The 26,062-nt window shown below is 68.3% G+C and carries 19 protein-coding genes and 1 pseudogene; 13 read left to right on the forward strand and 7 right to left on the reverse strand.

Annotated features, from left to right (window positions below):
- Positions 1–277: 277 nt before the first annotated feature.
- A complete protein-coding gene (locus ACH4NX_RS35975) occupies positions 278–1,273 on the reverse strand; it encodes a hypothetical protein (RefSeq protein ID WP_279563143.1) in 996 nt (331 codons plus the stop codon).
- Positions 1,274–1,538: 265 nt separating this feature from the next.
- Between ACH4NX_RS35975 and ACH4NX_RS35980 the strand changes: the two genes are divergently transcribed.
- From ACH4NX_RS35980 to ACH4NX_RS36020, 9 genes are all read left to right on the forward strand, one after another.
- Positions 1,539–1,847 carry a transposase gene (locus ACH4NX_RS35980; protein ID WP_398130137.1) on the forward strand — a complete coding sequence of 103 codons (309 nt, stop codon included), beginning with the start codon at positions 1,539–1,541 and terminating at the stop codon, positions 1,845–1,847.
- Between the two features lie 138 nt (positions 1,848–1,985).
- A complete protein-coding gene (locus ACH4NX_RS35985; RefSeq protein ID WP_383525047.1) occupies positions 1,986–3,614 on the forward strand; it encodes a TIGR02677 family protein in 1,629 nt (542 codons plus the stop codon).
- Positions 3,611–4,936, forward strand: a complete 1,326-nt coding sequence (locus ACH4NX_RS35990) for a TIGR02678 family protein (protein WP_398130138.1) — start codon at positions 3,611–3,613, stop codon at positions 4,934–4,936. Before ACH4NX_RS35985 ends, ACH4NX_RS35990 begins: the two co-directional genes overlap by 4 nt.
- Entirely contained in the window at positions 4,933–9,171 is a 4,239-nt protein-coding gene (locus tag ACH4NX_RS35995) for a TIGR02680 family protein (RefSeq protein WP_398130139.1), read from the forward strand. The genes ACH4NX_RS35990 and ACH4NX_RS35995 overlap by 4 nt, the downstream gene beginning before the upstream one ends.
- A complete protein-coding gene (locus ACH4NX_RS36000; protein WP_279563148.1) occupies positions 9,168–10,448 on the forward strand; it encodes a TIGR02679 family protein in 1,281 nt (426 codons plus the stop codon). Before ACH4NX_RS35995 ends, ACH4NX_RS36000 begins: the two co-directional genes overlap by 4 nt.
- A gap of 142 nt (positions 10,449–10,590) precedes the next feature.
- A complete protein-coding gene (locus ACH4NX_RS36005; protein ID WP_383525053.1) occupies positions 10,591–12,555 on the forward strand; it encodes a hypothetical protein in 1,965 nt (654 codons plus the stop codon).
- A 345-nt stretch (positions 12,556–12,900) separates the two neighbouring features.
- Positions 12,901–14,625 carry an MGMT family protein gene (locus ACH4NX_RS36010; RefSeq protein ID WP_279563150.1) on the forward strand — a complete coding sequence of 575 codons (1,725 nt, stop codon included), beginning with the start codon at positions 12,901–12,903 and terminating at the stop codon, positions 14,623–14,625.
- 353 nt (positions 14,626–14,978) lie between these two features.
- Positions 14,979–15,365, forward strand: a complete 387-nt coding sequence (locus tag ACH4NX_RS36015; protein WP_279563151.1) for a DUF6221 family protein — start codon at positions 14,979–14,981, stop codon at positions 15,363–15,365.
- 185 nt (positions 15,366–15,550) lie between these two features.
- The gene (locus ACH4NX_RS36020) at positions 15,551–17,119 is read left to right on the forward strand and encodes a restriction endonuclease (RefSeq protein ID WP_398130140.1); all 1,569 of its coding nucleotides are present in this window, start codon (positions 15,551–15,553) and stop codon (positions 17,117–17,119) included.
- Positions 17,120–17,256: 137 nt separating this feature from the next.
- On the opposite strand, the gene ACH4NX_RS36025 is transcribed toward ACH4NX_RS36020, so the two are convergent.
- Both ACH4NX_RS36025 and ACH4NX_RS36030 read right to left on the reverse strand, forming a co-directional pair.
- On the reverse strand, positions 17,257–17,811 hold the full coding sequence (locus ACH4NX_RS36025) for an ImmA/IrrE family metallo-endopeptidase (RefSeq protein ID WP_398130141.1): 555 nt from the start codon (positions 17,809–17,811) through the stop codon (positions 17,257–17,259).
- 11 nt (positions 17,812–17,822) lie between these two features.
- Positions 17,823–18,194: a helix-turn-helix domain-containing protein gene (locus tag ACH4NX_RS36030; RefSeq protein WP_279563154.1), complete on the reverse strand. Its 372-nt coding sequence runs from the start codon at positions 18,192–18,194 to the stop codon at positions 17,823–17,825.
- A gap of 373 nt (positions 18,195–18,567) precedes the next feature.
- Here ACH4NX_RS36030 and ACH4NX_RS36035 point away from each other — a divergent pair, with 373 nt between their 5' ends.
- Together ACH4NX_RS36035 and ACH4NX_RS36040 are read left to right on the forward strand one after the other, a co-directional pair.
- Entirely contained in the window at positions 18,568–19,599 is a 1,032-nt protein-coding gene (locus tag ACH4NX_RS36035) for a hypothetical protein (RefSeq protein WP_279563155.1), read from the forward strand.
- A 471-nt stretch (positions 19,600–20,070) separates the two neighbouring features.
- Positions 20,071–20,577 (forward strand): hypothetical protein, encoded by a 507-nt coding sequence (locus ACH4NX_RS36040; protein ID WP_279563156.1) that lies wholly within the window; start codon positions 20,071–20,073, stop codon positions 20,575–20,577.
- Positions 20,578–20,811: 234 nt separating this feature from the next.
- Here the strand turns inward: ACH4NX_RS36040 and ACH4NX_RS36045 are convergent, their stop codons facing one another.
- The gene (locus tag ACH4NX_RS36045; RefSeq protein ID WP_398130142.1) at positions 20,812–21,234 is read right to left on the reverse strand and encodes a secondary thiamine-phosphate synthase enzyme YjbQ; all 423 of its coding nucleotides are present in this window, start codon (positions 21,232–21,234) and stop codon (positions 20,812–20,814) included.
- Between the two features lie 127 nt (positions 21,235–21,361).
- On the opposite strand from ACH4NX_RS36045, the gene ACH4NX_RS36050 reads away from it, so the two are divergent.
- Positions 21,362–22,456: an NAD(P)-binding domain-containing protein gene (locus tag ACH4NX_RS36050; protein ID WP_398130143.1), complete on the forward strand. Its 1,095-nt coding sequence runs from the start codon at positions 21,362–21,364 to the stop codon at positions 22,454–22,456.
- A gap of 12 nt (positions 22,457–22,468) precedes the next feature.
- On the opposite strand, the gene mltG is transcribed toward ACH4NX_RS36050, so the two are convergent.
- Both mltG and ACH4NX_RS36060 read right to left on the reverse strand, forming a co-directional pair.
- Positions 22,469–23,338: an endolytic transglycosylase MltG gene (gene mltG, locus ACH4NX_RS36055; protein WP_351393069.1), complete on the reverse strand. Its 870-nt coding sequence runs from the start codon at positions 23,336–23,338 to the stop codon at positions 22,469–22,471.
- Positions 23,339–23,381: 43 nt separating this feature from the next.
- Positions 23,382–25,184 (reverse strand): ABC transporter ATP-binding protein, encoded by a 1,803-nt coding sequence (locus tag ACH4NX_RS36060; protein ID WP_351393066.1) that lies wholly within the window; start codon positions 25,182–25,184, stop codon positions 23,382–23,384.
- A 128-nt stretch (positions 25,185–25,312) separates the two neighbouring features.
- On the opposite strand from ACH4NX_RS36060, the gene ACH4NX_RS36065 reads away from it, so the two are divergent.
- On the forward strand, positions 25,313–25,774 hold the full coding sequence (locus ACH4NX_RS36065; protein ID WP_398130144.1) for a MarR family winged helix-turn-helix transcriptional regulator: 462 nt from the start codon (positions 25,313–25,315) through the stop codon (positions 25,772–25,774).
- A gap of 15 nt (positions 25,775–25,789) precedes the next feature.
- On the opposite strand, the pseudogene ACH4NX_RS36070 reads toward ACH4NX_RS36065, so the two are convergent.
- Positions 25,790–26,024: pseudogene (locus tag ACH4NX_RS36070) on the reverse strand (hypothetical protein); the annotation flags it as partial.
- Positions 26,025–26,062: the final 38 nt, after the last annotated feature.

Here is a 26,062-nt window from a genome sequence, read left to right on the forward strand (position 1 = left end):
TGCTGGACCGGCACCTGCACCACCTGCCACCGCCCCCTGCCCAGCAGACCGCACACGACATCAAGATCGAGACAGACCTAACGGAGCCCTACTAGCCCTCGACTCCACCAAACTTCGCCAGGACAACCCCAGCCCATCCGGATGGCAACGCACGCCGGGCCAGCCGCGGCCGTCACCTCGCGGGGTGACCACCACGGCTGAAGCATCCGCTCAGCAGGCGGTGGCGGGCCATTCCCAGCCCATCACGCCGGCGTCACGGTTTCCTTGCCGACCCGGATTACGAGTCGTAGCGTTCGGTCACCACCATCGCTGTCCCTGCGAGTACCGCTCCCACGGGCGTCTCAGCCCACTCGGCGAGCAGCAGCGGCTTCTCGTCCACGGAATTCAGCAGATGAGCGATCTCCTCGGCGGTCGGCGCGACCGGAAGGGCACAGTCGACCATGTCGTGGCCTGTCGCGCTGGTGTGGTTCCCGGGCTCCTCCTCGGGATCGTCCGGCACCCATCGGCCGACCTCGATCTCCCACGAAGTCTCGTCGTCGCCTGACTCCGGCGCTTCGATCGTCAGGTAGAAGCCGTCGGAGTCGTACGGCTCCACGAAGAGGCGACAGCTGGGGTCGTCGAGTGAAGCCCCCACGTCGCCGCCCTGGGCGTGCGCGGTGACCAGCACCCGGAGGGCAGCGACCGCCTTCTCCCGTTCCTCCGAGGTGAATCCCGACTCGCGTCGGTCGAGCTGCTCGCGCGTCTCGTCGCTCAGCGTGTCCAGCCCGTCGTCGTACTTCACGAAGGGGTGGCCGAATTCCCAGCAGCGCTCGGCCCCCGGATCCTCCTCCGAGGAAGTTCCCGAGAAGTCCGCGAATCCTGCCTGCAACCCGTGCTTCTCTGCCTCCAGTTCGGCCCGGATCGCTCTGCTGACCGTGTCGGGGAGAGCCGCCATGGCACTTTCCAGGTCGACGAGCGCCTGGTGAAGCCGTAGGCAGACGTACTCGAACCACAGACTGTGGGAACCATGGAGAAGAGCGGTGCGGGCGGCAGGGTCTGTCAGCGCGGCAAGCTGCGTACGCGGGTAATAGCCCACACGCCGTTCCCGGCGGTCGTGGATGCTGACAGGGACGGTGGCGAAGGCGGAAATTCGATTGAGGGCGTCGACGACCGGGCCCCCGAGGCGAGGCTCGGCAAGACTCGTCACGGTCTTGGATACAACGCCGTCCGGACCCTCGTAGGTCGCCAGGATCTGAGTCTTTCCACGGGTGGCGTGCTGAGAGTAGATGGTCACGGAACGCCTTTCGGCCGTCCGGCACACGACGGCCGGACAGAACAGGTGCGCAGGAAGTGGGTAGGAGGTGGTGGCGAGGGTGCTTTCCGACGCTCCGTACCTCAAGACGATCGGAGGTGGCCCAGGTACCGTCCCAGGCTCCATTCCTGCCCGCAGGGTAGCGCATACCCTGCGCTTCGTAAGCAGATATTCAGCGGGTCTGCCACACGAATCGGGTGACATCTGAACTGGTGTGCCTTATGGGGTGGGTGGGACGGATTTGGCTGTGTCCAAGCCTCATCCGGAGGAGTTCCGCCAAGACGTCGTGCGGGTCGGAAGAAACCGCGGCGCGGGCCTGATGGTCGAACGGGTGTCCACTGCCTTTGGAGTCCACCCGATGACGCTGTGGAAGTGGATGCGTCGGACGGACATCGACGACGGGACCAAGCCCGGAACGGCCGGTCAGGAGAATACGGAACTTCAGGAAGCACGGCGGCGGATCAAACTGCTGGAGCAGGAGAACGAGATCCTGCGGGGGACTGCGGCGTATCTATCGCAAGCGCATCTGCCGGGAAAGGGATCTACCCGCTCGTGAGAGAGCTGGCCGGGGACGGGTTGCCCGTCACGTCCAGTTGATGCAGCCGGACTTCGCAACAATCAAGCCTGGCACACGTCCGCGGCATTTTCGGCCACTCAACGACGGCGCCCGGCTGCTCCGCGTAACCTCACCGGCATGGGGGCATCAGAATCCGGTCCGGGCCAGGACTCCGATGAGGAGGCACGGCGGCGGCTAAACGCGTACACGTACCTCAGCGCGCCCGAGCGGCTGGAGCACGTCGCGATCATGCGGGTCTTCTGCGGAACGCTGCTGGCGGATCTCGCCGTACCGGACATCATGGTGAAACTGCGCCAGGCCGGAACTTTCGCCGCGGGGCTCGACGCCGACACCCTCACAGTCCGGCTGGAACAGCTGGTGGCCTGGGGAAACCTGCTACGCAGCAGCCACACGGTGAACGCGTCCAGCATCAGCGAGTACCAGCGTTCCCGCTCGCGCTACCAGCTGTCGAAACTGGGCGAACGTATCCAGCGGGACGCCGACGGGGTGCTGACCGAGGCCGACGCCGCCCGCGAGGTCAGCAACGAACTGCTGGCCCTGGTCGAGCGCGGACTACGGGAGCTGGCCGACCTCGTGACCGCGCCGGGCGGCGTCGAGCCGCAGGACGGACTGGAGCGGATCAGCACGCTGTTCGTGCAGTTCACCGAGTTCGCGGACTCCATACGCGACTTCTACGCCTACCTCGGCCAGGTGCTGTCCCGCTACGACCTGGACAGCGCCGAGTACCAGGGCTTCAAGGAGCTGCTCCTGGACTACGTTGAGGCAATCACGGAGGACGTGGCGTTCCGCGCACCCCGGATCTCGGCGGCGTTGGACGCCCTGTGGCCACACATCCCGGCTCTGCTGGGCCGGCTGGACTCCCACGCCCAGGGGCTCACCGGGCTCTCGACGCAGGCGCAGGGCGAAAGCCGACCGGACGTCCGGATCCAGCGCAGCCGGGGCCGCGAATTCGCGGACTGGGAGGGCCTGCGCGGCTGGTTCAGCAACACCGACGGCCAGGGCAGCCAGGTCGACCAGTTACGCGATGCCACTCTGCGCGCGTTGCAGTCGCTGCTCGCCAACGCCAAGCGGATGCTGCGGTCGGCCACCGGGGAGATGTCCCGGCGCAAGGATCTACTGCGGCTGGCCCGCTGGTTCGACGAAGCGGCGCCGCAGGACGCACACGACATCGCCGTGGCCGCGTTCGGGCTGTACGGCGCCCGCCATCTGGGCATACCTCCGGCCACCGACGAGGTGGTGCCCGCCTACACGAGCTGGTGGACCGGTCCGGTGGTCGAGGTACCGGTGGCCCTGCGTGAAAGAGGCAGCCGCGCCCAGCGGGGCCGGGCCTCCGCGGTGGAGGACCACTCCGCGCAGAAGCAGCTGCTGCGGGAGGCCGCACGGCAGCGGGCAGCGGCCAGGGCAGCGGCGGCGGACGAACTGCGCAGCGTGTCCGGCCGGTTCGCTGAGGTACGCCTCACGTCAGCGGCGCTCGGCCTGCTCTTGGAGCTACTGGCCACAGCGCTCGGAAACGCACAGCTCAGCAGGCCCGTCAGCACGGACGGGGAGAGGACGGCGGTGTTCGACCTCGACTCGGCCAGTAGTGAAGACGCCGAACTGCGTATCTGCCTCACCGTGCGCCGGACGGCGGGCGCGCGAACGGTTCTGTACTCGGCCGAGGGCGACCTGCTGCTGGACGACCTGGAGCTGGACATCGGTCGCACCTCCGCCGCGGTCGGCGGCGAAGCGGAGGCGAGCGTTTCATGACCCTCCCCTCGACTCACGATGTAGCCCTGGCAGCCGAGCGCCGCACCGCCGCCCGGCTGCTGCTCGCCCACCCGCTGATCGCTTCGGACGGCCCCCACGCCGACCTCTTCCCGCTGATCCGCAGGCACGCCGACTGGCTGGGCAAACGGTTCCAGCAGGTGCTCGGCTACCGCCTGCTGGTCGACAGCTCCTACGCCCGCCTGTTAAAGGCGGGGCTGGGGACGGGTTCGGGTCATCGGCTGGAGCGCTCCACCGGCACCCCGTTCACCCCACAGACGTACGCCTGTCTCGCGCTCGCCCTGTCCGTGCTGGTGACTGCGCCCGAGCAGATGCTCCTTTCACACCTGGTCGCCGATATCAGGGCTGCCGCAGCCGACGCCGGAATCGAGTTGGCGGAGACGGGCCGAGCGGCCGGGAAGCGGACCCTGGTCGCGGCTCTGCGTCAGCTCGTCGACTGGGGCGTGCTCATCGAGACCGAGGGCCATGTGGCCGCACTTGTGCAGGAGGCGGGCGGCGAAGCCCTGATCACGGTAGACCGGGAGCTGGCACGCGTGGTCGTCGCCGGCCCGCTCTCCCAGGCTCGGAACGGCGCCGACCTGGTCCGGCGGGCAGCGGACCCGGGCTTCGGCGGACCACGCACCTACGTGCGCCGGATGCTCGTCGAGACACCCGTCGTCCACCTCGACGAGCTCACGGACGCCGAGCGTGACTGGCTGCGCACCCGGCAGCGCCGGGAGGCCCAGGCTTTCTCCGAACTCCTCGGTCTGGAGATGGAGATCCGTGCCGAGGGCGTGGCGCTGGTGGACCCCGAGGAAAAACTCACGGATCTGCACCTGCCGGGCACGGGGACCGTCGCACAGGCCGCGCTGCTGCTGGCGGAACGGCTCGTGGAACGCCTTCGGCCGCAGGAACCGGGGCATCCGGCGACCGGCGGGACACTCATCATCGGGGTGGCCGTCCCGGACGGCCTGGTGGACGAGGTGCTCGCCGAGCTCATTACCGAGTACGGGCAGCGCAGCAACTGGCAACGCGGCTACCTGGAAGACCTTCCCTCCCTGCGAGAGGCCGTACTGGACTTGCTGGTCCGCATGCGGCTGATGGCCCGCGCGGGCCGACTGCGCGCCGAGGGCGAAGGACTGCCGGAGGGGTACGTCGAAGAGGCATCGGAAGGACGCACGGTGACCGATGTCCATGGCGCACGGCCCGGCGGCGACGGCTGGGTGCTGCTGGCTGCAGCGGCTCGCTACGCCACCCAAGTCATGGTGCGCCCGGCCACCGCAGTCGGCAAAGGCACGGACGTTCAGAAGGAGTTGCCGCTATGACCACCGACGCGCGTGGCCTCGTTCCGCTGCCGCGCTTCGGCCCCGTGACGACCACCGGCGCGCGCTTCCGGCTGCACCGGGCAGGCATCCAGAACGTCTGGCAGTACGACGAGCAGGAGTTCTCCTTCGGCGACGGACGGCTGCTGCTGCGCGGCAAGAACGGCGCGGGCAAGTCCAAGGCCCTGGAGATGCTGCTTCCGTATCTTCTGGACGGCGACTCCCGGGCACTGGACGCGACAGGCACCGGCCGGACCACGCTCGCCTGGCTGATGCTGGACGGGTTCGAGCAGACCAACCGTCTCGGGTATCTGTGGGTGGAGTTCCGGGGCACGGCCGACGACGGCGGTCACCGCCACCTGACGCTGGGTGCCGCCATCCGCGCTTCGAAGTCGACGCAGAAGGCGGTGCCAACGTTCTTCGTCACCCCGCTGCGGATCGGTGAGGACCTGCATTTGGTCGAGGCCGGTAAGCCGCTGCCGGTCGACCGGCTCAAGGAGATCGTCGGCTCCGACAACACGACCGACCGTGCGGTCCAGCACCGTTCACGAGTGGCCCGGGAACTGTTCGGCATCACCGACGCGACGCGCTACCGCAACCTCACGCAGCTCCTCCATCGGCTGCGGCGCCCGACGGTCGGCGACCGGATCGAACACGGGGGCCTGGTCTCCCTGCTGAGCGAGACCCTGCCGGGGCTCGACGAGGACGTGGTCGAGAAGGTGGCGCGCAACCTCCACGACCTCGACGCCGTACGGGACGAACTCGGCCGCCTGGAACGCACCGACGCGGCCTTGCGCACGTTCCTCACCAGTTACCGCAGCTACCTGGCCGGGGTCCTGCGCACCTCCGCCCAGAAAGTGAGCCACGAGCTGGGCGTCCTCGCTCAGCGGCGCCGGGCGGCCGGAGACGCCGCACAGCGGACGAGCGACCTGAGGACGCAGGAGAAGGATTCGGAGGGCCGGTTGGAGACCCTGCGCGAGGAGGAACAGGCTGCCCGGACCGACCTGGCCGCCCTGCACGCCAGTCACGCCTACCGCAGCCTGCGCGAACTGTCGGAGCGTCGCGGCACGGTGGAGGCACTGCACACTGCTGCCGTGGCCGCGTTCACCACCCTGCGGAACGCACACGACGCGGAGGAGGGCTCGGCGGAGCGGCTGGCCGAAGGTGTCGAACACCTCGGAAGTCGGCTGGCCGAGCTGGGAACCGAACACCGGGAGTTGCTGACGCAGGCGGAGAAGGCCGGGCTTCCTACCGGCCACCTCGGCGAGGCGGTGGCTCTGCCGCGCACGGTTCTCGCCCAGGCCACCGAGACCGGGCTGACGACTCCGGACGGGGAGACGCGCACCGTACGGCACCGGTCGGTGGCCCGAGTGGACACGGTCACGGCGCAGGAAGGGCTGCAGTCCTGGCAGAACCAGTTGGAAAACGCCGAGTCGGTCGCGAGGAACCGGGCCCGGATGGTTCAGGAGGTGACACACCTCATCTCACTGGCGGACGAAGCCCGGGCCGGGGCAACCCAGGCTGATGCCGAGCGAGAACGGCTGGAAGGCGAAGCAGAAGACGCCGCCGGCCATCTCGACGGCAGCCGTGAGAAGGTCACTGAGGAGAGCGGCGCCTACTCCCGTCAAGTCGCTGAGTGGGCGGCACGCACGCGGAATGCGCTGGGTGCCGACTGCCCGTCGCTTGGCGCCGTCCACGCCGTCGTCGGCCTCGAGACTTCTACCGATGCGCCGTTCGCGGACCGCACGCTGCCGCCCGCTATCGACAGCCAGGCGTGGCTGACCGCTCAGGCCGCGTTGGAGCCGTACGGCGAGAAACTCACCGAGCGCCGCGACGCCCTGGTACTCGGCGTCAGCCGACTCGGCGAGGAGCTCGACCGCCTGGCGGAGCAGAAGCGGGACTGGGAGCAACGTACCGACCCCGAGCCACCGGCCCCGCACCATCGCGCCGCCGCGAGGACGCCGGGCAGTGGAGCCCCTTTCTACCGGCTCGTGGACTTCGCGGACGACCTGGCTCCGGCCGACCGAGCCGGTCTGGAAGGGGCGCTGGAGGCGAGCGGAATCCTGGACGCGTGGGTGAGTGCGGACGGCGTCCTTCTCAATCTACGCACCCAGGACACCCTTCTCCAGCCGGGTCCCGTGCTATCCGACGGACCGACTCTCGCCTCGGCCCTGCGCCCAGCCCCTGAACCGGATTGCGGCGTCACCTCCGAGCAGGTGGGGAGTCTCCTGGCCACCATCGCACTCGCATCGGCACAGGAGACCTCCGCGCACAACGCGGCCTTCTACGACGGCAGTTGGCGTCTGGGCGTACTCAGCGGTCGTCATGACAAGGGCGCCACCGAGTACGTGGGGGCCGCCGTACGCGCCGAGAATCGGCGACGCATCCTCGCCGACTTGGAGGAGAGGATCGCGCATACGGAACAGCGGCTGGCCGAGGTCCGCGAAGAGCTCGCCGCAGCCGATACCATGCGCCGGGCTCTCACGCTCGCGGAACGGGACTTCCCAAAAGCACGGAATCTCGCTGACGCATGGAGCAGGAGTGAATCAGCCGAGCGGACCCTGCGCGACCTGACCGCCAAGGCGACCCGAGCGGCGCGGTTGGCTGAGGAGGCACGCGCTCTCGCGGTATCGGCGCGGACCAGGGCGGAGGCCACCGCCTCCGCCCACGACCTGCCCGGCGACCCCGCCTCCCTGGACCGTGTGCGCACCGCACTGGCTGGCCTGCTCAGCGGCATCGGGCATCTGCGCAGGGCCGTCAGCGGCACGGGCGAGCGGCTCGGTACTAACCAGGCCGATGCCGACCGGTACGGACGCGCCCAAGAGGATCGCCTGGCCGCGGACGAGAGCTACCGGCTCCACCTCGCCGGACTGCGCACCGCTGAGCAGGACCTGCGCACCCGCGAGGAAGCCATCGGGTCGTCCGAGGAGGAGATCCTCTCTCGCGAGCAGGAGGCCAAACAGCGCATCGCACACGCCGTCCGCGTCCTGCCCGGGGCGCAACGAGCCCGCGACGACCTCCACGACCTCCGCGTGCGCGCGGAAGAGGACGAGAAGCGCTTGCGCGGGACCCTGGCGGACCAGGAAACGATGGTCATCGACACCGGCAGCGCTCTTCGCGCTGCTCTCGGCCGGCCGGAGGTGGTGCTCGGCGCCGGCCTCGACCGGTCCTCGCTGCCCGAGTACGTGTCGGACGATCCCGCCGCGGACGTGCGCAGCCGTCTGCGAGCGCTGCGGGCCCTCGCCGACGCCGTGGAGCAAGCCCTCGGCCGCCCGAAGGGCGAGGTGTCGGACAGCACCCTGCTCAACCGCCACACCGATCTGCGTGACCAACTGGCCGGCGGATTCGACGCGCAGCTGGAGGAGCGAGACGGGATCAAGGTGTGCCGTCTGGTCGACGACCATGGGTCCCATGACGTCGCGGCCGTGGGCGAGCGGATCGCAGTCCAGGCGGCGGAGGCCCGGGGACGGCTCACCGAGCGCGAACGCGAAGTGTTCCAGCGGTTCCTGACCGGTGAGCTCGGCGACCACCTCTCGGCACAGGTCATCACCGCAGCGAACCTGGTCGCGGCTCTCAACGACACCCTGCGGACCGTGCGCACCTCCCACGGCCTCGGTGTCGAGCTGCTGTGGAAGCTGGACGAGGACGTGGACGCGGATGTGCGCGCGGCCGTCGAGCTGCTGCGCAGTCCGTCGAGCCTCAGGACGCGCGACCAGACCGAGCAGCTGCGCGAGGTGCTGCAACGCCGAATCGAGGACGCCCGCCGTGCCGACCCGTCAGCCGGTTACGCCGCCCATCTGCGGACCGCGCTGGACTACCGCGACTGGTTCCGCTTCCACACCTTTGTGGTCGAGGACGCGGCTCCGGGCCGCCGTAGGAAACTGACCGGCCGGACCGGTCTCAGCCAGGGCGAACAACGAGTTCTCTCCTACCTCGTGCTCTTCGCCGCGGCAGCCGCCCATTTCACCAGCCTCGCCGAGTCGGCACCGCATGCGCCACGCCTGATTCTCCTGGACGACGCCTTCGCCAAGGTCGATGAACCCACCCACGGCCGGCTGGGCCGTATCCTCGTCGACCTCGATCTCGACTTCGTCCTCACCAGCGAGCGGCTCATGGGCAACTGGCCCGAGGTTCCGTCCCTGCACATATACGAGTGCCTCCGTGATCCACACGTGCGCGGGGTGGCCACCCTTCACTACACCTGGAACGGCCGGCACCGGCGTCTGGTGTCCGTATGAGCGGGCTGCCCGCCGCGGCGCGCGAATGGCTGACGGGACCTGGACTCACCCGGCTCTGGCAGGGGGCACGCAAACGCCTGGAGAGCAACGGCGTACGGGCCACGGGTTCGCTCCGACTGACCGCGATGAACGCCCAGGAGCGCAACGACCTGTCTCTCCTGCTGGGCAAACCCCTCACAGGTGCCGCCGTGACCATACGGCTCGCCGTGCTCGACGCACGGCTACGCGCGTCGGCTGCCGGACTCGGGCTAAGGCAGACGCTGGAGGAACTCGGCCCGCCCCTCACCGACCGCCGTGCCGCCCGCGCGGACGCGACGGCACGGCGGGAGCAGGTCTGGTCGTCTCTTGCTTCGTCACTGGACGCCTCCCCACTCGCCGACCAGGCATGGCCCCGGCAGTGGTACGACCTGCTGCGCCGTTCCGGTGTTCCGAGAGGAGTGACGCCCGAAGCGGCGATACGGACACTCCAGCAGGCGGTCCAAGTCCTCACCGTTCTCCTCGGACCCGACGGACCTGAACGCAACGGCACACGCGGTCGAGGAGAACTCGCCGCCATGACGACCGGCTCCGCGCACGGCCTTGACGACGGCACCTGGCTGGCACGCCTCGTCCAACGCGGGGTCGCCCTCGCCCACGGCACCGAGTTCCCCGACGACGCGGCCGGCCGACGCGCTCTGTGGCGGCTGGTGTCCGTCACGCCGGACGAGGTCTCCAGCACGGTGCTGACGTACGGACTGCGACCCGACGGCGTGGGCTGGCGGGAGCGTGCTCTGCGGGAGCGAGCCGACCATCACGCCGAAGTTCACGTCACACCACGCGACCTGCGTGGCCTCCGGCTGCAGCTCTCCGCCGGAACTCTTATCCACATCTGTGAGAATCCGCGCGTGGTGGAAGCCGCGGCGGACGCGGCCTGCATCCAGCCCTTGGTGTGCACCTCCGGCAGCGCGGCCACCGTGGTCTTCACTCTTCTCGACGCCCTCGCCGCCACGGGTTGCCAATTCGTGTACCACGGCGACTTCGACTGGCCGGGGATCACTCTGGCCAACCGGGTCATCCGCCGCTACGAAGCCCTGCCGTGGCGCATGGACACTGCGGACTACGAGCGCCTGGCCGCCCGCAGTCAAGCCGAAGGCATACCTCAACTGGCCCTCGACGGACAGCCGGTCGACGCAGACTGGGACCCGGACCTCGCCCCCGCCATGACCGTCCTCGGCGTGGCGCTCCACGAGGAGGCCACCCTCGATCTGTTGGTGGCAGACCTGTCATGCCAGGTGTAGTGCGACGTCAGTATCATGCCGAACTCACCTGGATTGTCAGTCCCTTTCGGCATCATTGACGCTCACACCTGATACGACACCGTGCCCGGGTGGCGCTGACCAGAGGATCACGTCGCGGGGCGGTGCCGACGATTGGAGTCCGATGGCCGCGGCGGAAACACGCCTGTCTCTTCCTCACGACTTCCTGCGTACGGTCATCGCGCGGGCGTCCGACGATTCCCCGCCTACCCGCATGGCTGTCGAGGCGATTCGCGCGGCGCCCCCGGGCACGGATCGGGACGGCCTGGCCATGTCCCTGCTTACAGGACCGCTCGCAAAGTCCGCGCCCGAGTGGCTGTTGGCCATGGCAGTGAAGAGCGATCTCAGTCGCGAACCGCGCCCGCACACGACGTCCGAGCGCATGGACCTGACCCGCGTCGCTCTGTCGCACCAAGCCTGCCCGGAGGCATACAGGGCGCAGGTCCTGCAGAAGTGCCCTGAGGCGCGACTCGGTGCCCTTGGCCGGAGAGAGGGTGGCGCAGCACTCATCCACGCCGTCGTCGCTGAGCTCCGCCGGCGGTCGACATCGCGCCTGCCCATCGCCCCCGAGCTGCTAAAGGTTCCAACGCCCGCCCAGGTCGTTCTTGGTGAACACGGCCTGCACGAGGACGTGTTCGTCGCAGCCCTCGACTGCCTACCGCTCGGGCCGGACAAGCTTGACGGCGAAGAAGACGTCGACGCGTGGATGGAGCGTCACCGCGCCGCATCCGACGCCTGGGAAAGCATGTGGGACGGCGTCCTACGGGTCCAGACCGAACATCACCGCCGCCTGCTGGAATGGTCCGCAACGCACCCCGCAGCCGATCGCGTGGTGCGTGAGCACCTGCTCGGATCCATACCGTGGCACGTAGAACCAGCCTTGTTGGAGGAAGTCGCGGCACACAACCTGGAGTCCTTCGAGCGCGCGGTTCTCGTCACCCGGATTTCCCGGTCCTGCCGGGACGGGCTGACGCCCACGCAGGCTCGGGAGCGCTACGCCGACGCGTTGGCGGCCGCGTCCCAGGACGAGCGCGACTACGTGGAACGATTCCTCGACGAGGAGATGCAGTCCGAGTCCATCCAGACCGTTCTTTGCCGCCTCGCCGTCGACTGGGTGGAGCGGGCAGGAAGCCAGACCTGGCGGTTCCTCCTCAACCCCGGAGAGGCCCGGCGTTACGGCCGGCCCCGAGAATGGCTGGCGTCCCAGGAGCTCGTCGCCGCCCTCGCCACGCGGTTCGCAACCATCTGCCTTTCTGCTCTGAACCTCTGGGAACCGGAACCCGCCTCGCGCTATCGGGTCGTGCGCGACCTCGGCTGGTTGCACGCACTCCTCGTCCATCTCCCCGAAGTCACGGAGGAGACGCGGCAGAGGGCGCGTCTTGTAGTTGAGGACACCAGGCGGTCCCTGGCTACCCGGTCCAGCGCATACGGCTACCCCTCCAACCATTCCGCGTGGGAAGAGAACCAACGGGCCGAGAAACTGATGGCCACCATCATGCCGCTCGTCACGGATCCCGTCCCTGCCCTGCCGGGCCGACGCACGGCCTCGCTCGGCGGCCCACAAGGCATCCGGTTCAGACAGCTTGCCGACGCCGACGAGGCCGTTCTCGTCGCGTACCTGGACCGGCACACGGGGAACGACGCGCTCGTCGAGGAGGCCCTGCTCTCCTTCGCCGCCCGCTCCTACCGAAAGTCCCTCACCTTCGACGACCTACTGGCCCGTCACTCCGCTCCGCAGCAGACTCTGCTCGACCTCACACTGCACCTGCGAAGGCGCCTGGGCGGTGGGCCCGAACTGCGAAGAAGCTGGGCCGAGATCATGCTGGCCCGGCCCGAGTGCCCTCCGGAGCTGCTCCGGCTGCTGCCTGCCTGGTCAGCGCTCAAAGCCCGTGGTCCGCGCTATGACACCACTCATCCCGCAGTCGCGGCCTACGTGTCCGAGGTGCTCGGAGACAGCGATGCTGCTTGGCAACGGTTCGCGGCAAGTCCCATGTCGCACGCCGGTCCGGGTGCCTGGCATCGGCTGGGCGACCTCCTCGGTGCGGCGGTCGAGGGAGTCGCGTGGCCGGCACCTCCGCCAGGACGCTGACGGCCTCCGTGTCGATCAGCCTCAGCCTCGTGGACCTAAACCCGATCGCCGCGCCACGTACGGAGAGGCGTCAATGGCAGGTGCGGGCGGTTCGATCCCTGGGAGCCATCGGGGAGCCAACCCGCTTCCCGGGCCCCTTCGAAACCACCCGCGCCCGCGACCCCCCGACGCTCTGAACAGAAAGAAGCGACTGTTGCATGATCAGGTGACACCTTGAGCTGGCTTGCTGAGCGGCGACCCGGAAGGATGTTGCAGTGCCCAAGCAAAATGATGTACCCGCTCGTCCGCGAACTGGCCGCTGCCCCTCACAGGGTGCCAGCGGCGGTGACTTGCTGGGTACTCAAGATGGCCCGCCAGCCCTACTACCGGTGGCTGGCCGCACCGGCCACCGACACCGAACTCGCCGCGGCGTACCGGGCGAACGCCCTGTTCGACGCGCATCGCGACGCCCCGGAGTTCGGCCACCGTTTCCTGGCCGACGAGGCCCGCGCGGCCGGTGAGCCGATGACCGAGCGGACCGCCTGGAAGATCAGCCGCGGCAACCGCTGGTGGAGCACGTTCCGCAAGCGCCGGGGCCGCGGGAAGAGTGTCAAGGCCGGCCCGCCGGTTTCGGCCCACGTAAGCTCTGAACGTCGAGCGTCGCGCTGCCGGTTGCACCAGGAGGCCATCGTGGATCACCTCTTCACCGTCATGGGCGAGGCGGCCACACCGATCGCGCGCACCGGGTTGGCTGCGGAAGGCCTCCTTGAGAGGCAGCACTTGCAGGAGTGGGTGATCGCCCACCCGCAGGTGCTCGGGGAGTCGGTGCTCGTCGTTACCGCGGAGTACGACCGATGGGCCGACACAGACGGCGTGCCGGCGCGCGACCGGCTGGACGTCCTGGGACTGGACGCAACAGGGCGCCTCGTCGTGGTCGAACTGAAGCGCGGAACAGCTGATCGGGACGTGCACCTCCAGGCGATCACCTACGCCGCCCTGGTGTCCCGGTTCGACCTCAGCACCCTGACCCAGGCGCACCGCGACTTCCTGTCGCGCAGGGGACAAAACCTCGACATCGATGCATGCAGGCAGCGCCTGCTCGATCATGTGGACGGGGAGTGGAGCCCGGAGCTGCTCCAACGCCCTCGACAGGTGATCATCGCCGCTGACTTCCCCAAGCAGGTTACCCACTCCGTGGTCTGGCTGTCGGAAATGAGCCTCGACATCGACCTCATTCAGGTGGGGCTGTGGAAGGTGGCGGGACACGTCGTCGCCGGCTTCACCAAGGTCTATCCGACCCCGGAGGTAGAGGAGTTCACACTCGCACCTGCCCGAGTCGAAGGCGAGGCAGCAGCCAAGAAGCTGCAGGAACGCGCACGCTCACGCAACGCCGTCCACGTACTCGTCGGCGCGGGACTGCTGCCCGAAGGCACCAAACTGCTCATGACACCGCGCCATGGCACAACGGAAGCCATCCGTAATGCCATCAACGCGTGGGTAGAAGAGGACATCAGCAGAGCAACCGCAGTCTGGACCAACAACACTGCCCAGCCACTGGTCTGGGATGCCGACGGCGCGTCCTACTCCCCCACCGGACTGGCCAACCACATCTTCACGAGCGTGACGAGCCGCACCGCCGACGGCATACAGGGCACAACATGGTGGGACGTCGACACCAGTCAGGTTCCCAGCGATGTCGACAGCGAAGAATGGGCCGCCCTGGCAGGACTCAACCTCTCAGGGCTGGCCAAGCAACTCAACGGCACCCGCAAAGACTGGACGGAGCTGCACACCCTGCTGGCCGCAGTCCCTGCCGGACGATGGACCACCTACGGTGACGTGGCAGCAGTGATAGGCAGCCACGCCGTTCCGGTCGGAAGACACCTGAGTACCTGCGGCCAATGTCCCAGCCCCTGGCGTGTCTTGAATGCAGCAGGACGCGTCAGCAACGGCTTCCAGTGGGCGGACCAGACCCGAACGGACACCCCCGCAGAAATCCTCGGAACCGAAGGAGTCCGCTTCAACGGGGCTGTCGCCGATGCGGACAAGCGCCTCGGCCCGGACGCCCTCCGGCAACTACTCGACATCTGAGAAGCGACCGCCTCTGGGGAGCACCGCGCGTACGACACGGCACCGAACGGGTGTGCCATTAAGCGCTCGGCGCATGCTCCGCAGTTGTCTAAGGTGGTGACCCTCGACTCCACCAACCTCCGTTAAGGCAACCCCAGCGTAACCGCAAAGGTCCGGGGTCACGGAGGTCCCGCTCTCGCTTCGAGCGTCGCTGTCTGACCTGAACGGAGGGCGAGGAACTGTCGTCCCCGCACGCAGCACCGGGCCTTGCGTCGTACTTATGGAACAGCGCCTCAAGGTGACCACGTCTTCCCGGGGGAGACGTCGCAGAAGCAGCCCTGTCAGACCCGTCCGGCATGATGCTCCCCTCAGCTATGACCGAGAGGGCACAACCGATGAGAAGTGATGAAGTCGCGGACCTGGCGAAGTTCCTCCGGGCTCGTATCGACGAGGACGAAGCCACGGCACAGGCTCTTGAGCCCGGCACGGCCGAAGACACCACAGGGCTGAAGGCCCGGGTTCTTGCCGACGTCGCTGCCAAACAAGGCATCCTGCGCTTCGTGGAGCGGATGCAGCAAGACGCCGAGCACACCGACTTCATGGTTCACGGTCCCGCCATGATCGTGCTCTCTGCGACAACGTTCCCACTGCGCCACCTTGCTGCGGCATACGCCACCCACCCCGACTTCCGCCCTGGCTGGGAGCCGAACGAGGAGGAAGACAAGCCGGATCCGAGGTTCAGTCGCCCTGGCCGGGCATAGGTCACAGGATGCACAAGGAGATACAAGCCCTGTCACCGCTGCGCGCGGTGGCGGCGCTTCACCGCTCTGGTCGCCCAACTACCGTGGAGATCACTCACGGCAAGCGCCCGCTGACGTCGCCCCGCCAGTGAGAGATACTACGGAAGGTCCTGACTGACGATCATGCACTGAGCTGGGGGAAGAGAGTGGCGGGCGGGAACGATCCATACGCACGGGAACTCGCGCGGCAGGCCAAGGAACGGGAGAAGGCGAGGAAAGCCGCCGAGGCCGAGGCCAAGCGAAAGGCCCGCGAGGCAAAACTCGCGTACGAGGCTGCCCGCTCTCAGGAAGCGAGCGATCGCACCAGCGTGGCTGAGCACGATGCCGAGCAACTGTCGAAGCTGCTTCGCACAGCAGTACTCGATCAGCGGCCGTTGACGTTCGACCGGCTGAGGCAAGATTTCGTGGCCCAGCCATTCGTGCCGCCGAAGGGACGCACCAAGGCCGCGCCCCTACCGCGCTGGGAGGAGTTCGAACCGTCAGCGCCTCGGGGCATTCTCGGTGCCTTGAGGTTCGGCCGACGGGGTTACGACGCGGAGGTCGAAGCTGCCCGCAAGCGGTTCGACAGATCCCTGCGCGACCATGCGCGTGAGGAGAAGAAGCGCGTCGAGAAGCTGGAGAAGGCTCGCGTTCAACACGACAGGCGCAACCGGGACGAGGCGGCCCGGGTTGAGGTGTGGAACGCCGAACTCGAGCAGCGTCGTACCGCCTACAGGGACAGGGATGTGGACGCTGTCGAGTGGTTCGTGGACCAAGTGCTGGCCGCGTCCGTATACCCACACGGTTTTCCGAAGGCACATCAGGTGTCGTATCAGGCCGACACCGGCGACCTGTTGGTCGAGATCGACCTGCCGCTGGAAGATGTGGTACCAGCAGCTCGCGCATACCGATACGTCAAGACACGCGACGAGATCACGCCGGTGCCACGGCCCGAGAAGGAGCGCAAGGAGCTGTACTCATCAATCCTCGCTCAAACAGCTCTGCGTACCGTGCACGAGATCCTCGCATCCGACACCGAAGGCGTCATCCAGTCCGTCGCCTTGAACGGACACGTAGCGACCATTGACCGGGCCACCGGACGTGACGTTCATCCCTGCTTGATCACTCTCCAGGCGGATCGAGACGAATTCGGTCAACTGGTGCTCACCCAGGTGGAGCCGCAGGCCTGCCTGAAACGGTTGCGGTCGATCATCTCACCGAACCCGTATGAGCTCGAGCCGGTACGGCCGCTGGTCACGTTCGACCTGTCCAAGTTCCGCCTCATGGACAGTCTGGACGTCGTGGCGGGTCTGGACAGCCGGCCCGTGCTCATGGATCTGACACCCACAGAGTTCGAGCACCTCATCCGGCAGTTGTTCGAAGCCATCGGCTTGGACAGCGTCAACACTCAACCATCGAGCGACGAGGGTGTGGACGCGGTCGCGATGAACACGGACCCCGTCATGAAGGGGCTGTGCATCATTCAGGCGAAGCGCACCAAGAACGTGGTGCCGTTCGAGACCGTCTCGGCGCTCGCCGGCGTGGTGGAGCACAAGCGCGCGGCCAAGGGCATCCTCGTGACGACCTCATGGTTCGGCCGGGCCAGCGAGGCGTTCGCCAACGAGCACGGGCGACTGGAACTCCTGGACGGAGCGAACCTGGTGCACCTGTTTAAGGAGCACATGAACCTGGACGTCATTCCTGGCCCGGTGCCGCCGAAGCGGCGCCCACGGTAGAAGGACGCGGCGGTGACCGCGACTTGGTCCTCACCGCTGAGGAAGAGGCTACTTATCGCCGTCCAGCCCAGTCCCGGGTCGGCCTGCGCGGCGTCAGAAGCGAATACTACGACCGGCAGCTGGCTTGTCGCGTCGATCTAACTGGCCGATCGGACACGGCGCGCACGCGCACCACTCATGTTCATCCGCCAAGTCAGCATGGGCTTGCTGACTCCGTACTGGAGCATTGCTTCTTCGGAGCTGGTGCCGCGCCGGGCGATGGACCAGGCCGCCTCGTTGGTGATGAGGAGGTTGCCGGCGAGCCAGTCGGCTTCTTCTTCGATCTCCCCGTCCCAATGCCTGCATCCGCGGAAGTCGAGCGCAGGACCAGGCGGATGCATCAGGAGAGCGTGGGCGATCTCGTGGTGTGCCGAGCTGTTTTGGCGCCCCAGATCATGGGAGTCGTTCACCCAGATCGCCCGCCGCGGCCCGGCATGTACGGTCACAGCACTGACTGCCTCACACTCAGTGGTGAGGAGCCGGCCGACCAGTTCGTCATGGGCGATCGCGGAACTGAAAGTCTCGACCGGGATCGCCAGGTGCTCCGCGAGCAGCGCCGGAGCGAGAGGCGACGTGGGATGGAGCCCCAGCTCCGCCCGCACCTGCACCGCCAGGCGATTGGCTTCGGCCTTGAAGCCGTGACGCAACGACATAGGGAGCTCCCCTACTCCGGCTGATCGTTCGCCAATTGGTTGTAGGCGACAGTGATCAGGGCTTCGAGGGCTTCCGCGGCCTCGGGCGTGAGGTTGCGGTCGCCCCGTAGATGCGTAGCCACCTTGGTCAACGTGTCCTGGCTGCGCGGCTCATCGGTCCGGCGAACGAAGTCATCCGCGCTCAGATTGGCCCATGTGACGAGAGCCGCGAGTCCATCCACGTCGGGCCGGCGCCCCTGAGCCAACCTCGTCAACGTCGAAGCGCTGACACCGGCCTGCTGAGCTACATCCTTCCAGAGAAGGCCACGTTCCTGACGCGTGCGATCCAGGGCCGTGTGAAACGCGACCGCGTCAAACCGTCCTGCTGCAATCCGCTCGCTCACGATCGTCTCCTCCCAGACGTGGAGATTACACATCAGGCACCACTTGCGAAAGTCGAACCACACCCTCTACTCTCGGATTGCTAGATCGGTATCCCTATCGATCTAGCAATCGGCCCTAGCGCCCCGACCTCGAAAGGTGGCGGCCACATGGCCACGAACACCGGCAAGGGCTTCCGTCGCGGCAGTGTCTCCCGACGAAGCCAGGTCCTCAATCCCCGAACTGGCACGTGGATGAAGCGAGGCGAGAACGGCTGCTTCATGGACGCGAGGACAGGCGGCACACCGTTCAAGGGTGTCCGCCGAGAGAAGTAGTACGTCTCGCCCCGGTGGGTGGCCGGGTCCCGGCCATCCACCGGCCGCCCAGGAGGTAACGATGGTCCGCAAGCAATCCCTCGCGCAGCTCCTCGACGAAGGGCGCCGCAAGATCCAGGTGACCGACGAGGAACTCACCGAGGCCAAGCGCCGCCGCACACTGCTCGCCGCATCCGTACGGCGGGCCTTTCCCGGCTCCACCACCTACTTCAACGGCAGCGTCGCGCACGGCGACGCCAACACCCCCTTGACCGACGTCGACCTCGGCACCGTCCTCACCAAGAAGGACGCCGAGCCGTACGGCCCTGGCAAGAAGAGCGCCCTGACTCTGATGGAGATCGCCCGCGACGCGATCCACGAGGACCTCGACGACGAGTTCCCTAAGCTCACCATCGAGGTCGAAGGGCGCCGCCGCGCCGTTCTCGTACGCTTTGGCGACCCGGTTACCCCGGGCCAGGCCGACTTCACGGCGGACGTCATGACCGCGATCCCGCACCCTTCAGGACGCGGCCTATACATCCCGAACACGAAGATCGCGACCCAGTGGGACCGGGCCGACCCGATCACTCACACCCGAATGGTGCTGCAGGCCATCAAGGAGACGAAGGTCGTCTTCGCCCGCACGGTCCGGCTGCTGAAGCACTGGAACGGCACCCACAGCAAACCCATGTGCTCCTGGAACATCAAGGCCCTGAGCCTCAACTGCCTTGATGAGCCCATGCCGCTGATCAACGCCCTGCGGGTCTTCTTTACCTACGCGGCGGACGAGATCGGCAAGGGCCCGACGCCCGACCCGGCCGGCGTAGCCGGCCCCATCCCGCTCAACATGCCGCGCCCCGACGTCCACAAGAGGCTCTGCACCGCCCGGAAGTACATCGACCTCGCCATCGAGCACGAGAAGAACGGTCGACCAGGCCTGGCCCAGCACGCCCTGCACCAAGTCCTCCCGGAGCTCGTGGCGAAGCCCGACGCCACGGAAGAGGAAGCCGACCGCCTCGGGCAAGCTGCCCGGGCAGGCGCTCCGGCCATCTCTGGACTCGGACTCGTCACCGGGGTTGTCACGCCGACCCGGACCCGAGCCTGGGGAGAGTGACACCGTGCCCCTCTGGTACGGGGCCCAGCCTGTCTGGTGGGCCCCGCTCGAACGGGACGCACGGCGATACTTCGGTGATGCTCTCCGCCACACGTATCGCGGTGGTTCGCTGACATACGAACTCACCGGGCTGGACGTCGTCGGCGAACCCGACCCGGTCAACGTCCAGATTCGCTTTTATGCGGATCCGCCCTACCCAACCTATGGTCAGTTGCCCCAGGACTTCCCACGCGTCCACGCCAATCACGGAGCGGCATCGAAGCACCGGTATTCGCCTGACGACGCCCTCTGCCTCTGGTACCCGCTCGATCCGGACGAACGTCGCTGGACTAGTTCGAAAGGGCTGCTGGACCTCATCGAGATAGTCCGCACACACTTGTTCCTCGAACACTACTGGCGGCTCACCGGCGGTGAGCAAGGCGGCCAGTGGGTAGTGGAGGACGCCCCTCACGGCATGCCGGGGAGTGATGTGTGCAGGTCATCACGACGGCACAGACGACGGACAGCGGCTGGACCTGGACTCAGACAGCCGCGCTGATCGTCCCCTGCATCGCTCTCCTAGGTGCCTACCTGACCTACACCCTCGCTCAGCGGGCGGTACGCAGGGAAAGCCGGGCCAAGACCTTCGCCGAAGCATTGACCACGGTCGAGGAGTACCTGGAGATGCCGTACCGCATACGGCGCCGGCCCGAGTCCTCCCCCGCCGTGCGGCAACAGCTCACCGACGAGGTCAGCGGCCTGCTCGCACGGATGGCCTTCCACCAAGCCTGGCTGCAGATCGAGGCATCAGCCGTCGCGGGCCCCTACTCAGCTCTCGTAGCGACGGCCCGAGCGGAAGCTGGCGCGCAGATGAGCCTCGCCTGGCAGCAACCCCCGATCACCACCGACTGCGGGATGAACCTCGGCGTGCCGTATCCCCGAGACCGGTCAATCGCGGCTCGAGCCAATTGCATCGCAATGATGCGCCGACACCTCTGATGCCAACCACGCTCTTGACGTCAGTTCGCCGGCGACCGCGGATACTCATCAGTCTCCACCAGACGCGACAGACTGCACGGTGTGGCGGAGGCCAGTCCTTACGCGGTGAGCTCCGGCCCGCCTGCGGCAATGCCCTGACGGGAGAACTGCCGGATGGAGCGGCTATGACCGCTCCAGCGGGCGTCTCGTTTGGTGCGGCCGGACGTGACTCCTACAGTGACGTCGGACGCGGTACTACCCGAGGAACGACAAGCGCACCGTACGGTCGTGATTCGAGACGTTCGTGTCCACCAGGCACACCGACTGCCAGGTGCCGAGTTCCAGGCGTCCGTCGATCACTGGCAGGGTCGCGTGCGGGGGTACGAAGGCGGGCAGGACGTGGTCGCGGCCGTGGCCGGGGCTGCCGTGGCGGTGCTGCCAGCGGTCGTCGGCGGGGAGCAGGGTGTGCAGGGCCGCCAGCAGGTCGTCGTCGCTGCCTGCGCCGGTCTCGATGATCGCGATGCCGGCGGTGGCGTGCGGGACGAAGACGTTGAGGAGGCCGTCGCGGCCGGCCGCCGCCTCGCGCAGGAAGGACTCGCAGTCACCGGTGATGTCGGCGACCCGCTCCGACGAGCCGGTGGCGAGATTCAGGACTCGGGTGGTGAAGGCATCGGGCATGTCTCCCATCCTGACGTACGCGGCGGACCGGACGCGGCAACGGCGGACGCGGGAACGTCCGGGCCGGTCGTGATCGTCCCCTGGCGGATCGGGGAAGATCGGGGCGCTCGGCTTCGTTGGTAGAAGCGTGAACAACACACACGAGGTCGGGACACGCGAGATCGAGGTCGTGGTCATCGGTGCCGGTCAGGCGGGACTCGCCGCGGCCTACCAGCTGCGGCGCACCGGGTTCGAGCCGGAGCGCGACTTCGTGGTGCTCGACCACTCCCCCGGGCCCGGCGGCGCCTGGCAGTTCCGCTGGCCGTCGCTGACGTACGGCAAGGTGCACGGGATGCACGCGCTGCCGGGTATGGAGCTGACCGGGGCGGATCCGGCGCGGCCGTCCGCCGAGGTGGTCGGTGAGTACTTCGCGGCGTACGAGCGCGCCTTCGAGTTGCGGGTCCGGCGTCCGGTGGACGTCCGCGCGGTGCGCGAGGGGACGGGCGGGCGGCTGCTCGTCGAGACCCCGGCCGGCACCTGGTCGGCTCGGGCGCTGATCAACGCGACGGGCACCTGGGACCGGCCCTTCTGGCCGCGCTACCCGGGGCAGGAGACCTTCCGGGGACGGCAGTTGCACACCGCCCGGTACGCCGGTCCCGAGGAGTTCGCCGGGCGGCGCGTACTCGTGGTGGGCGGGGGCGCCTCGGGAACGCAGCACCTGCTGGAGATCGCCCCGTACGCGGCGGCCACCACGTGGGTGACCAGGCGTCCCCCCGTCTTCCGCGAGGGGCCCTTCGACGAGGACGCGGGCCGGGCGGCGGTGGCGCTCGTGGAGGAACGGGTGCGGCAGGGGCTGCCGCCGAAGAGCGTGGTGTCGGTGACCGGGCTGCCCTTGAACGACGCCGTCCGGGCGGGCCTCGCCTCCGGTGTGCTGGACCGCCGGCCCATGTTCGACCGGATCACACCCGACGGCGTGGCGTGGCGGGACGGGCAGGGCGTGGCCGTGGACGTCATCCTGTGGGCGACCGGGTTCCGGGCCGCCATCGACCATCTGCGGCCGCTGCGACTGAGGGAGGCGGGCGGTGGAATCCGGGTCGAGGGGACGCGTGCGGTCGCCGACCCGCGGATCCATCTCGTCGGCTACGGGCCGTCGGCCAGCACCATCGGCGCCAACCGGGCCGGACGCGCGGCCGTACGGGACATCAGGCGGCTGCTGGCGGAACAGGCACCGGTCGCCGCGTGACGCCCCGCCGGGTCACTTCGCCTCGGCCGGCTCCTTCGGCGCGCTCTGCCGTACGCGGTTGAACTCGGCGACGTTGCGCTGGTGTTCGGCGTAGTCGGCGGTGAAGCGGGTGTCACCCGGCTTGACCGTGACGAAGTACAGCCAGTCGCCGGGGGTCGGGTTGATCGCGGCGCTCATCGCCTCGTCGCCGGGATTCGCGATGGGGGTGGGCGGCAGGCCCATGCGCTGGTACGAGTTGTAGGGACTGTCGATCTTCGTGTCCTTGGGCGTCGTATCGAGGGTGGAGCGGCCCAGGGCGTAGTTGATGGTGGAGTCCATCTGGAGCGGCATACCGCGTTCGAGCCGGTTGAAGATCACCCGGGCGACCTTGCCCATGTCCTCCTTGGTGGCGGCCTCGGCCTGCACGATGCTGGCGATGGTGACCGCCTGGTAGACGTTCAGCGCGTTGCGCTCGGCGCCCGCGGCGATCGGCGCGCCGGTGAACTTCTCGTTCGCCGTGTCGACCATGGCCGTCAGCAGCTCCTCGGGAGTCGGGTTCTCGCCGAGCGGATAGGTCGCGGGGAAGAGATAGCCCTCGGGGTTGCCCCCGGCGTCGTTCGGCAGCCTGAGGTCGGCCTTGGCGAGGGACTTCTTGGTGGTACCGGGGGGCAGGGCGAGGGTCTTGTCGACGGCCTCGTAGATCTGGGCCGCGCGCCGGCCCTCCGGGATGACCAGGGTCGTGGGGCGGGACTCGCCCTCGTCGTCCGTCATCAGCAGCGGCACCGCCACGGCGGTACCGGCCACGACGGCGCCGGTCACGATCAGGGCGATACGCCCCCGGCGCGTCAGTCGAATCGTTCTCCTGGTGCCTCTCGTTCTCCGTGGCGGAGTGTTCGTCTGCATGCGGGCACGGTAACCCCCATCTGCACGCAAACCCGGCATATCGTCATCTTGTCGGCTCCAGTCGTGCGTCCCTGCGGACCAGGGCCGCGTACCGCCCGTCCCGCTCCAGCAGTTCCTCGTGCCTGCCTTGTTCGGCCAGGCGCCCGGAGTCGAGGACCACGATCCGGTCGGCGCCCCGGACGGTGGACAGGCGGTGCGCGATGGTGATCGTGGTGCGGTTGGCGGACAGGGCGTCGATGGCGTCCTGCACGGCGGCCTCGGTACGGGTGTCCAGGGCGCTGGTCGCCTCGTCGAGGACGAGGACGGGCGGATCGCGCAGGATGGTGCGGGCGATGGCCAGGCGCTGCTTCTCGCCACCGGAGAATCGGTGTCCGCGCTCGCCGACCACCGTGTCGTAGCCGTCCGGCAGGGCGGCGATGTGGTCGTGGATCTGAGCCGCCCGCGCCGCCGCCTCCAGTTCCTCGTCGGTGGCGTCCGGCTTGGCGAAGCGCAGGTTCTCGGCGACCGAGGCGTGGAAGAGATACGTCTCCTGGGAGACGACGCCGACCGCGCGGGCGAGGGTGTCGAAGTCGAGTTCGCGCACGTCGACGCCATCGAGGGTGACCCGGCCGCCCGTCACGTCGTACAGCCGCGGCACCAGGTGGCCCAGCGTGGACTTGCCGGCGCCGGTCGGGCCGACGACGGCGAGACTGCTGCCCGCGGGGACGGTGATGTCGATGCCGTCGAGGACCGGGCCGCCCTTGCCGTCGTAGCGGAACTCGACGTCCTCGAAGCGGACCTCGCCCTTGACGCGGTCGATGCGGACGGGGTTCTCCCGCTCGGTGATGTCGATCGGCAGGTCGAGGTACTCGAAGATGCGCTGGAAGAGCGCGAGTGAGGTCTGGATCTGGACGCCGGTCGACAGCAGGCTCACGGTCGGACGGAACAGGCCCTGCTGGAGCGAGACGAAGGCCACGATGGTGCCGAGGGAGACGTCGGGGCCACCGAGTCGCAGGGCGACGCCCGCGGTCCAGTAGATGACGGCCGGCATGGCGGCCATGACGATCGTGATGACGGCCATCCGCCAGCGGCCCGCCATGTTCGACCTCACCTCCAGGTCGACCAGGCTCTCGGACTCGTCGGCGAAGGCACGGGTGAGCGAGTCGGAGCGGCCCATGGTCCGGCCGAGCAGGATGCCGCTGACGGAGAGCGACTCGGTGACGGTGGCGGCCATCGCGGCCATCTGCTTCTGGCGCCGGGTGGTGATCTTCCGGCGTTCCCTGCCGACGCGGCGGCTGATCCAGACGAACACCGGCAGGAGGAGGAGCGAGACGACGGTCAGGCGCCAGTCGAGGACGACCATGGCGGCGATCGTGGCGATCACGCTGGTGAGGTTGGAGACCAGGGAGGTCGCCGTGGAGGTGACGGTGGCCTGCATGCCGCCGATGTCGTTGGCGATGCGGGACTGGACCTCGCCGGTGCGGGTGCGGGTGAAGAAGGCCAGTGACATCTGCTGCAGCCGGCCGTAGACGGCGGTGCGCAGATCGTGCATGACGCGCTGACCCACGGTCGTGGAGATCAGCGTCTGCAGGACGCCGAAGACGCTGGTGAGGACGGCGCCGAGGATCATGCCGAGGGCGAGCAGGCTCAGCAGGCCCGTGCGTCCCTCGGGAATCGCGACGTCGAGGATCTCCTTCAGCAGGAAGGGGGTGGCGACCGACACCAGCGACGCGGCGCCGACCAGCAGCCCGACGATCACGAGGCGTCCGCGATAGGGGTGGAACAGCTTCAGGATGCGGCGCACCTGCCGGGGCTGTTCCTTGGCGTCGGCGGGTGCGGTCCAGGTGGAGTCGCGATCGGGGTGCATGGGCTCCTTCGGAGGGCGGCGGAGGAGGCCGGCCTGGTCTGCGGTCGGCGGACCTCCTGCGGGCCTTACGGATCATAAGTCATTGTTACCTATACTCACAATGAACGTCATCCTGATATTGTTCCCCCATGACCGCCCCCGATCCCGACGGCCTGCTCGCCGAGCAGCTGCTGCGGCTCACCCGCCGGGTGCACCGCATCCAGAAGCGCCACCTCGAGCACCGTGACCTCGGCATCACACCGGCCCAGTCCCGGCTGCTGCGCACCCTGGCGCACTACGGCTCGCCGCCCCGCATGGCCGATCTGGCCGAGCGCCTGGAGGTCGTGCCGCGGGCGGTGACGACGCTGGTCGACGGACTGGAGTCGGCCGGGAAGGTACGCCGCGTCCCGGACCCGGCCAATCGCCGGGTGATCCGGATCGAGCTCACCGACGACGGGCGCACGGCTCTGCGGGAACTGCACGGCGCGCGCCGGTGTGCCGCTGAGGAGATCCTGGCCCCCCTGACGGGCGAGCAGCGTGTGGTGCTCGGCGGTCTGCTGGACACCCTGATCGACGGACCCGACATGGAGCGGAGCCGACGGACGGCGTGACCGAAAGGCGCGTGGTCAGGCCGACAGACGCGCCCGGACCCCCATGACCACCACCGGGTGCCGGTCCGGGTCCAGAGTGCGCAGCAGGTACTCCATCGCCGGCTCGGGGCAGACCGACACAGGCGGACGTACCGCTGCCGTGGTCCATATGCGGCCAGATTCCCCCGCCCTTGGACGTGCCTTCGGGGCGGGTCGGATCAGTCGGCGCGGTGCCCTCGACCCGGTCGCAGTCGGCGGCGACGACGTAGTCGGCCGCCACAGGCGGACAACGCCGCCGGCAGGGCTCCC

Origin of the sequence: Streptomyces sp. NPDC017225, from assembly GCF_044331465.1 — a bacterium.
GTDB lineage: Bacteria > Actinomycetota > Actinomycetes > Streptomycetales > Streptomycetaceae > Streptomyces.

Coding starts and splice junctions, on each gene's coding strand:
- ACH4NX_RS35985 (WP_383525047.1), top strand. CDS start 1,986: ATGGGGGCATCAGAATCCGGTCCGGGCCAGGACTCCGATGAGGAGGCA.
- ACH4NX_RS35990 (WP_398130138.1), top strand. CDS start 3,611: ATGACCCTCCCCTCGACTCACGATGTAGCCCTGGCAGCCGAGCGCCGC.
- ACH4NX_RS35995 (WP_398130139.1), top strand. CDS start 4,933: ATGACCACCGACGCGCGTGGCCTCGTTCCGCTGCCGCGCTTCGGCCCC.
- ACH4NX_RS36000 (WP_279563148.1), top strand. CDS start 9,168: ATGAGCGGGCTGCCCGCCGCGGCGCGCGAATGGCTGACGGGACCTGGA.
- ACH4NX_RS36005 (WP_383525053.1), top strand. CDS start 10,591: ATGGCCGCGGCGGAAACACGCCTGTCTCTTCCTCACGACTTCCTGCGT.
- ACH4NX_RS36010 (WP_279563150.1), top strand. CDS start 12,901: ATGGCCCGCCAGCCCTACTACCGGTGGCTGGCCGCACCGGCCACCGAC.
- ACH4NX_RS36015 (WP_279563151.1), top strand. CDS start 14,979: ATGACCGAGAGGGCACAACCGATGAGAAGTGATGAAGTCGCGGACCTG.
- ACH4NX_RS36025 (WP_398130141.1), bottom strand. CDS start 17,811: ATGTCGTTGCGTCACGGCTTCAAGGCCGAAGCCAATCGCCTGGCGGTG.
- ACH4NX_RS36035 (WP_279563155.1), top strand. CDS start 18,568: ATGGTCCGCAAGCAATCCCTCGCGCAGCTCCTCGACGAAGGGCGCCGC.
- ACH4NX_RS36045 (WP_398130142.1), bottom strand. CDS start 21,234: ATGCCCGATGCCTTCACCACCCGAGTCCTGAATCTCGCCACCGGCTCG.
- mltG (WP_351393069.1), bottom strand. CDS start 23,338: ATGCAGACGAACACTCCGCCACGGAGAACGAGAGGCACCAGGAGAACG.
- ACH4NX_RS36060 (WP_351393066.1), bottom strand. CDS start 25,184: ATGCACCCCGATCGCGACTCCACCTGGACCGCACCCGCCGACGCCAAG.
- ACH4NX_RS36065 (WP_398130144.1), top strand. CDS start 25,313: ATGACCGCCCCCGATCCCGACGGCCTGCTCGCCGAGCAGCTGCTGCGG.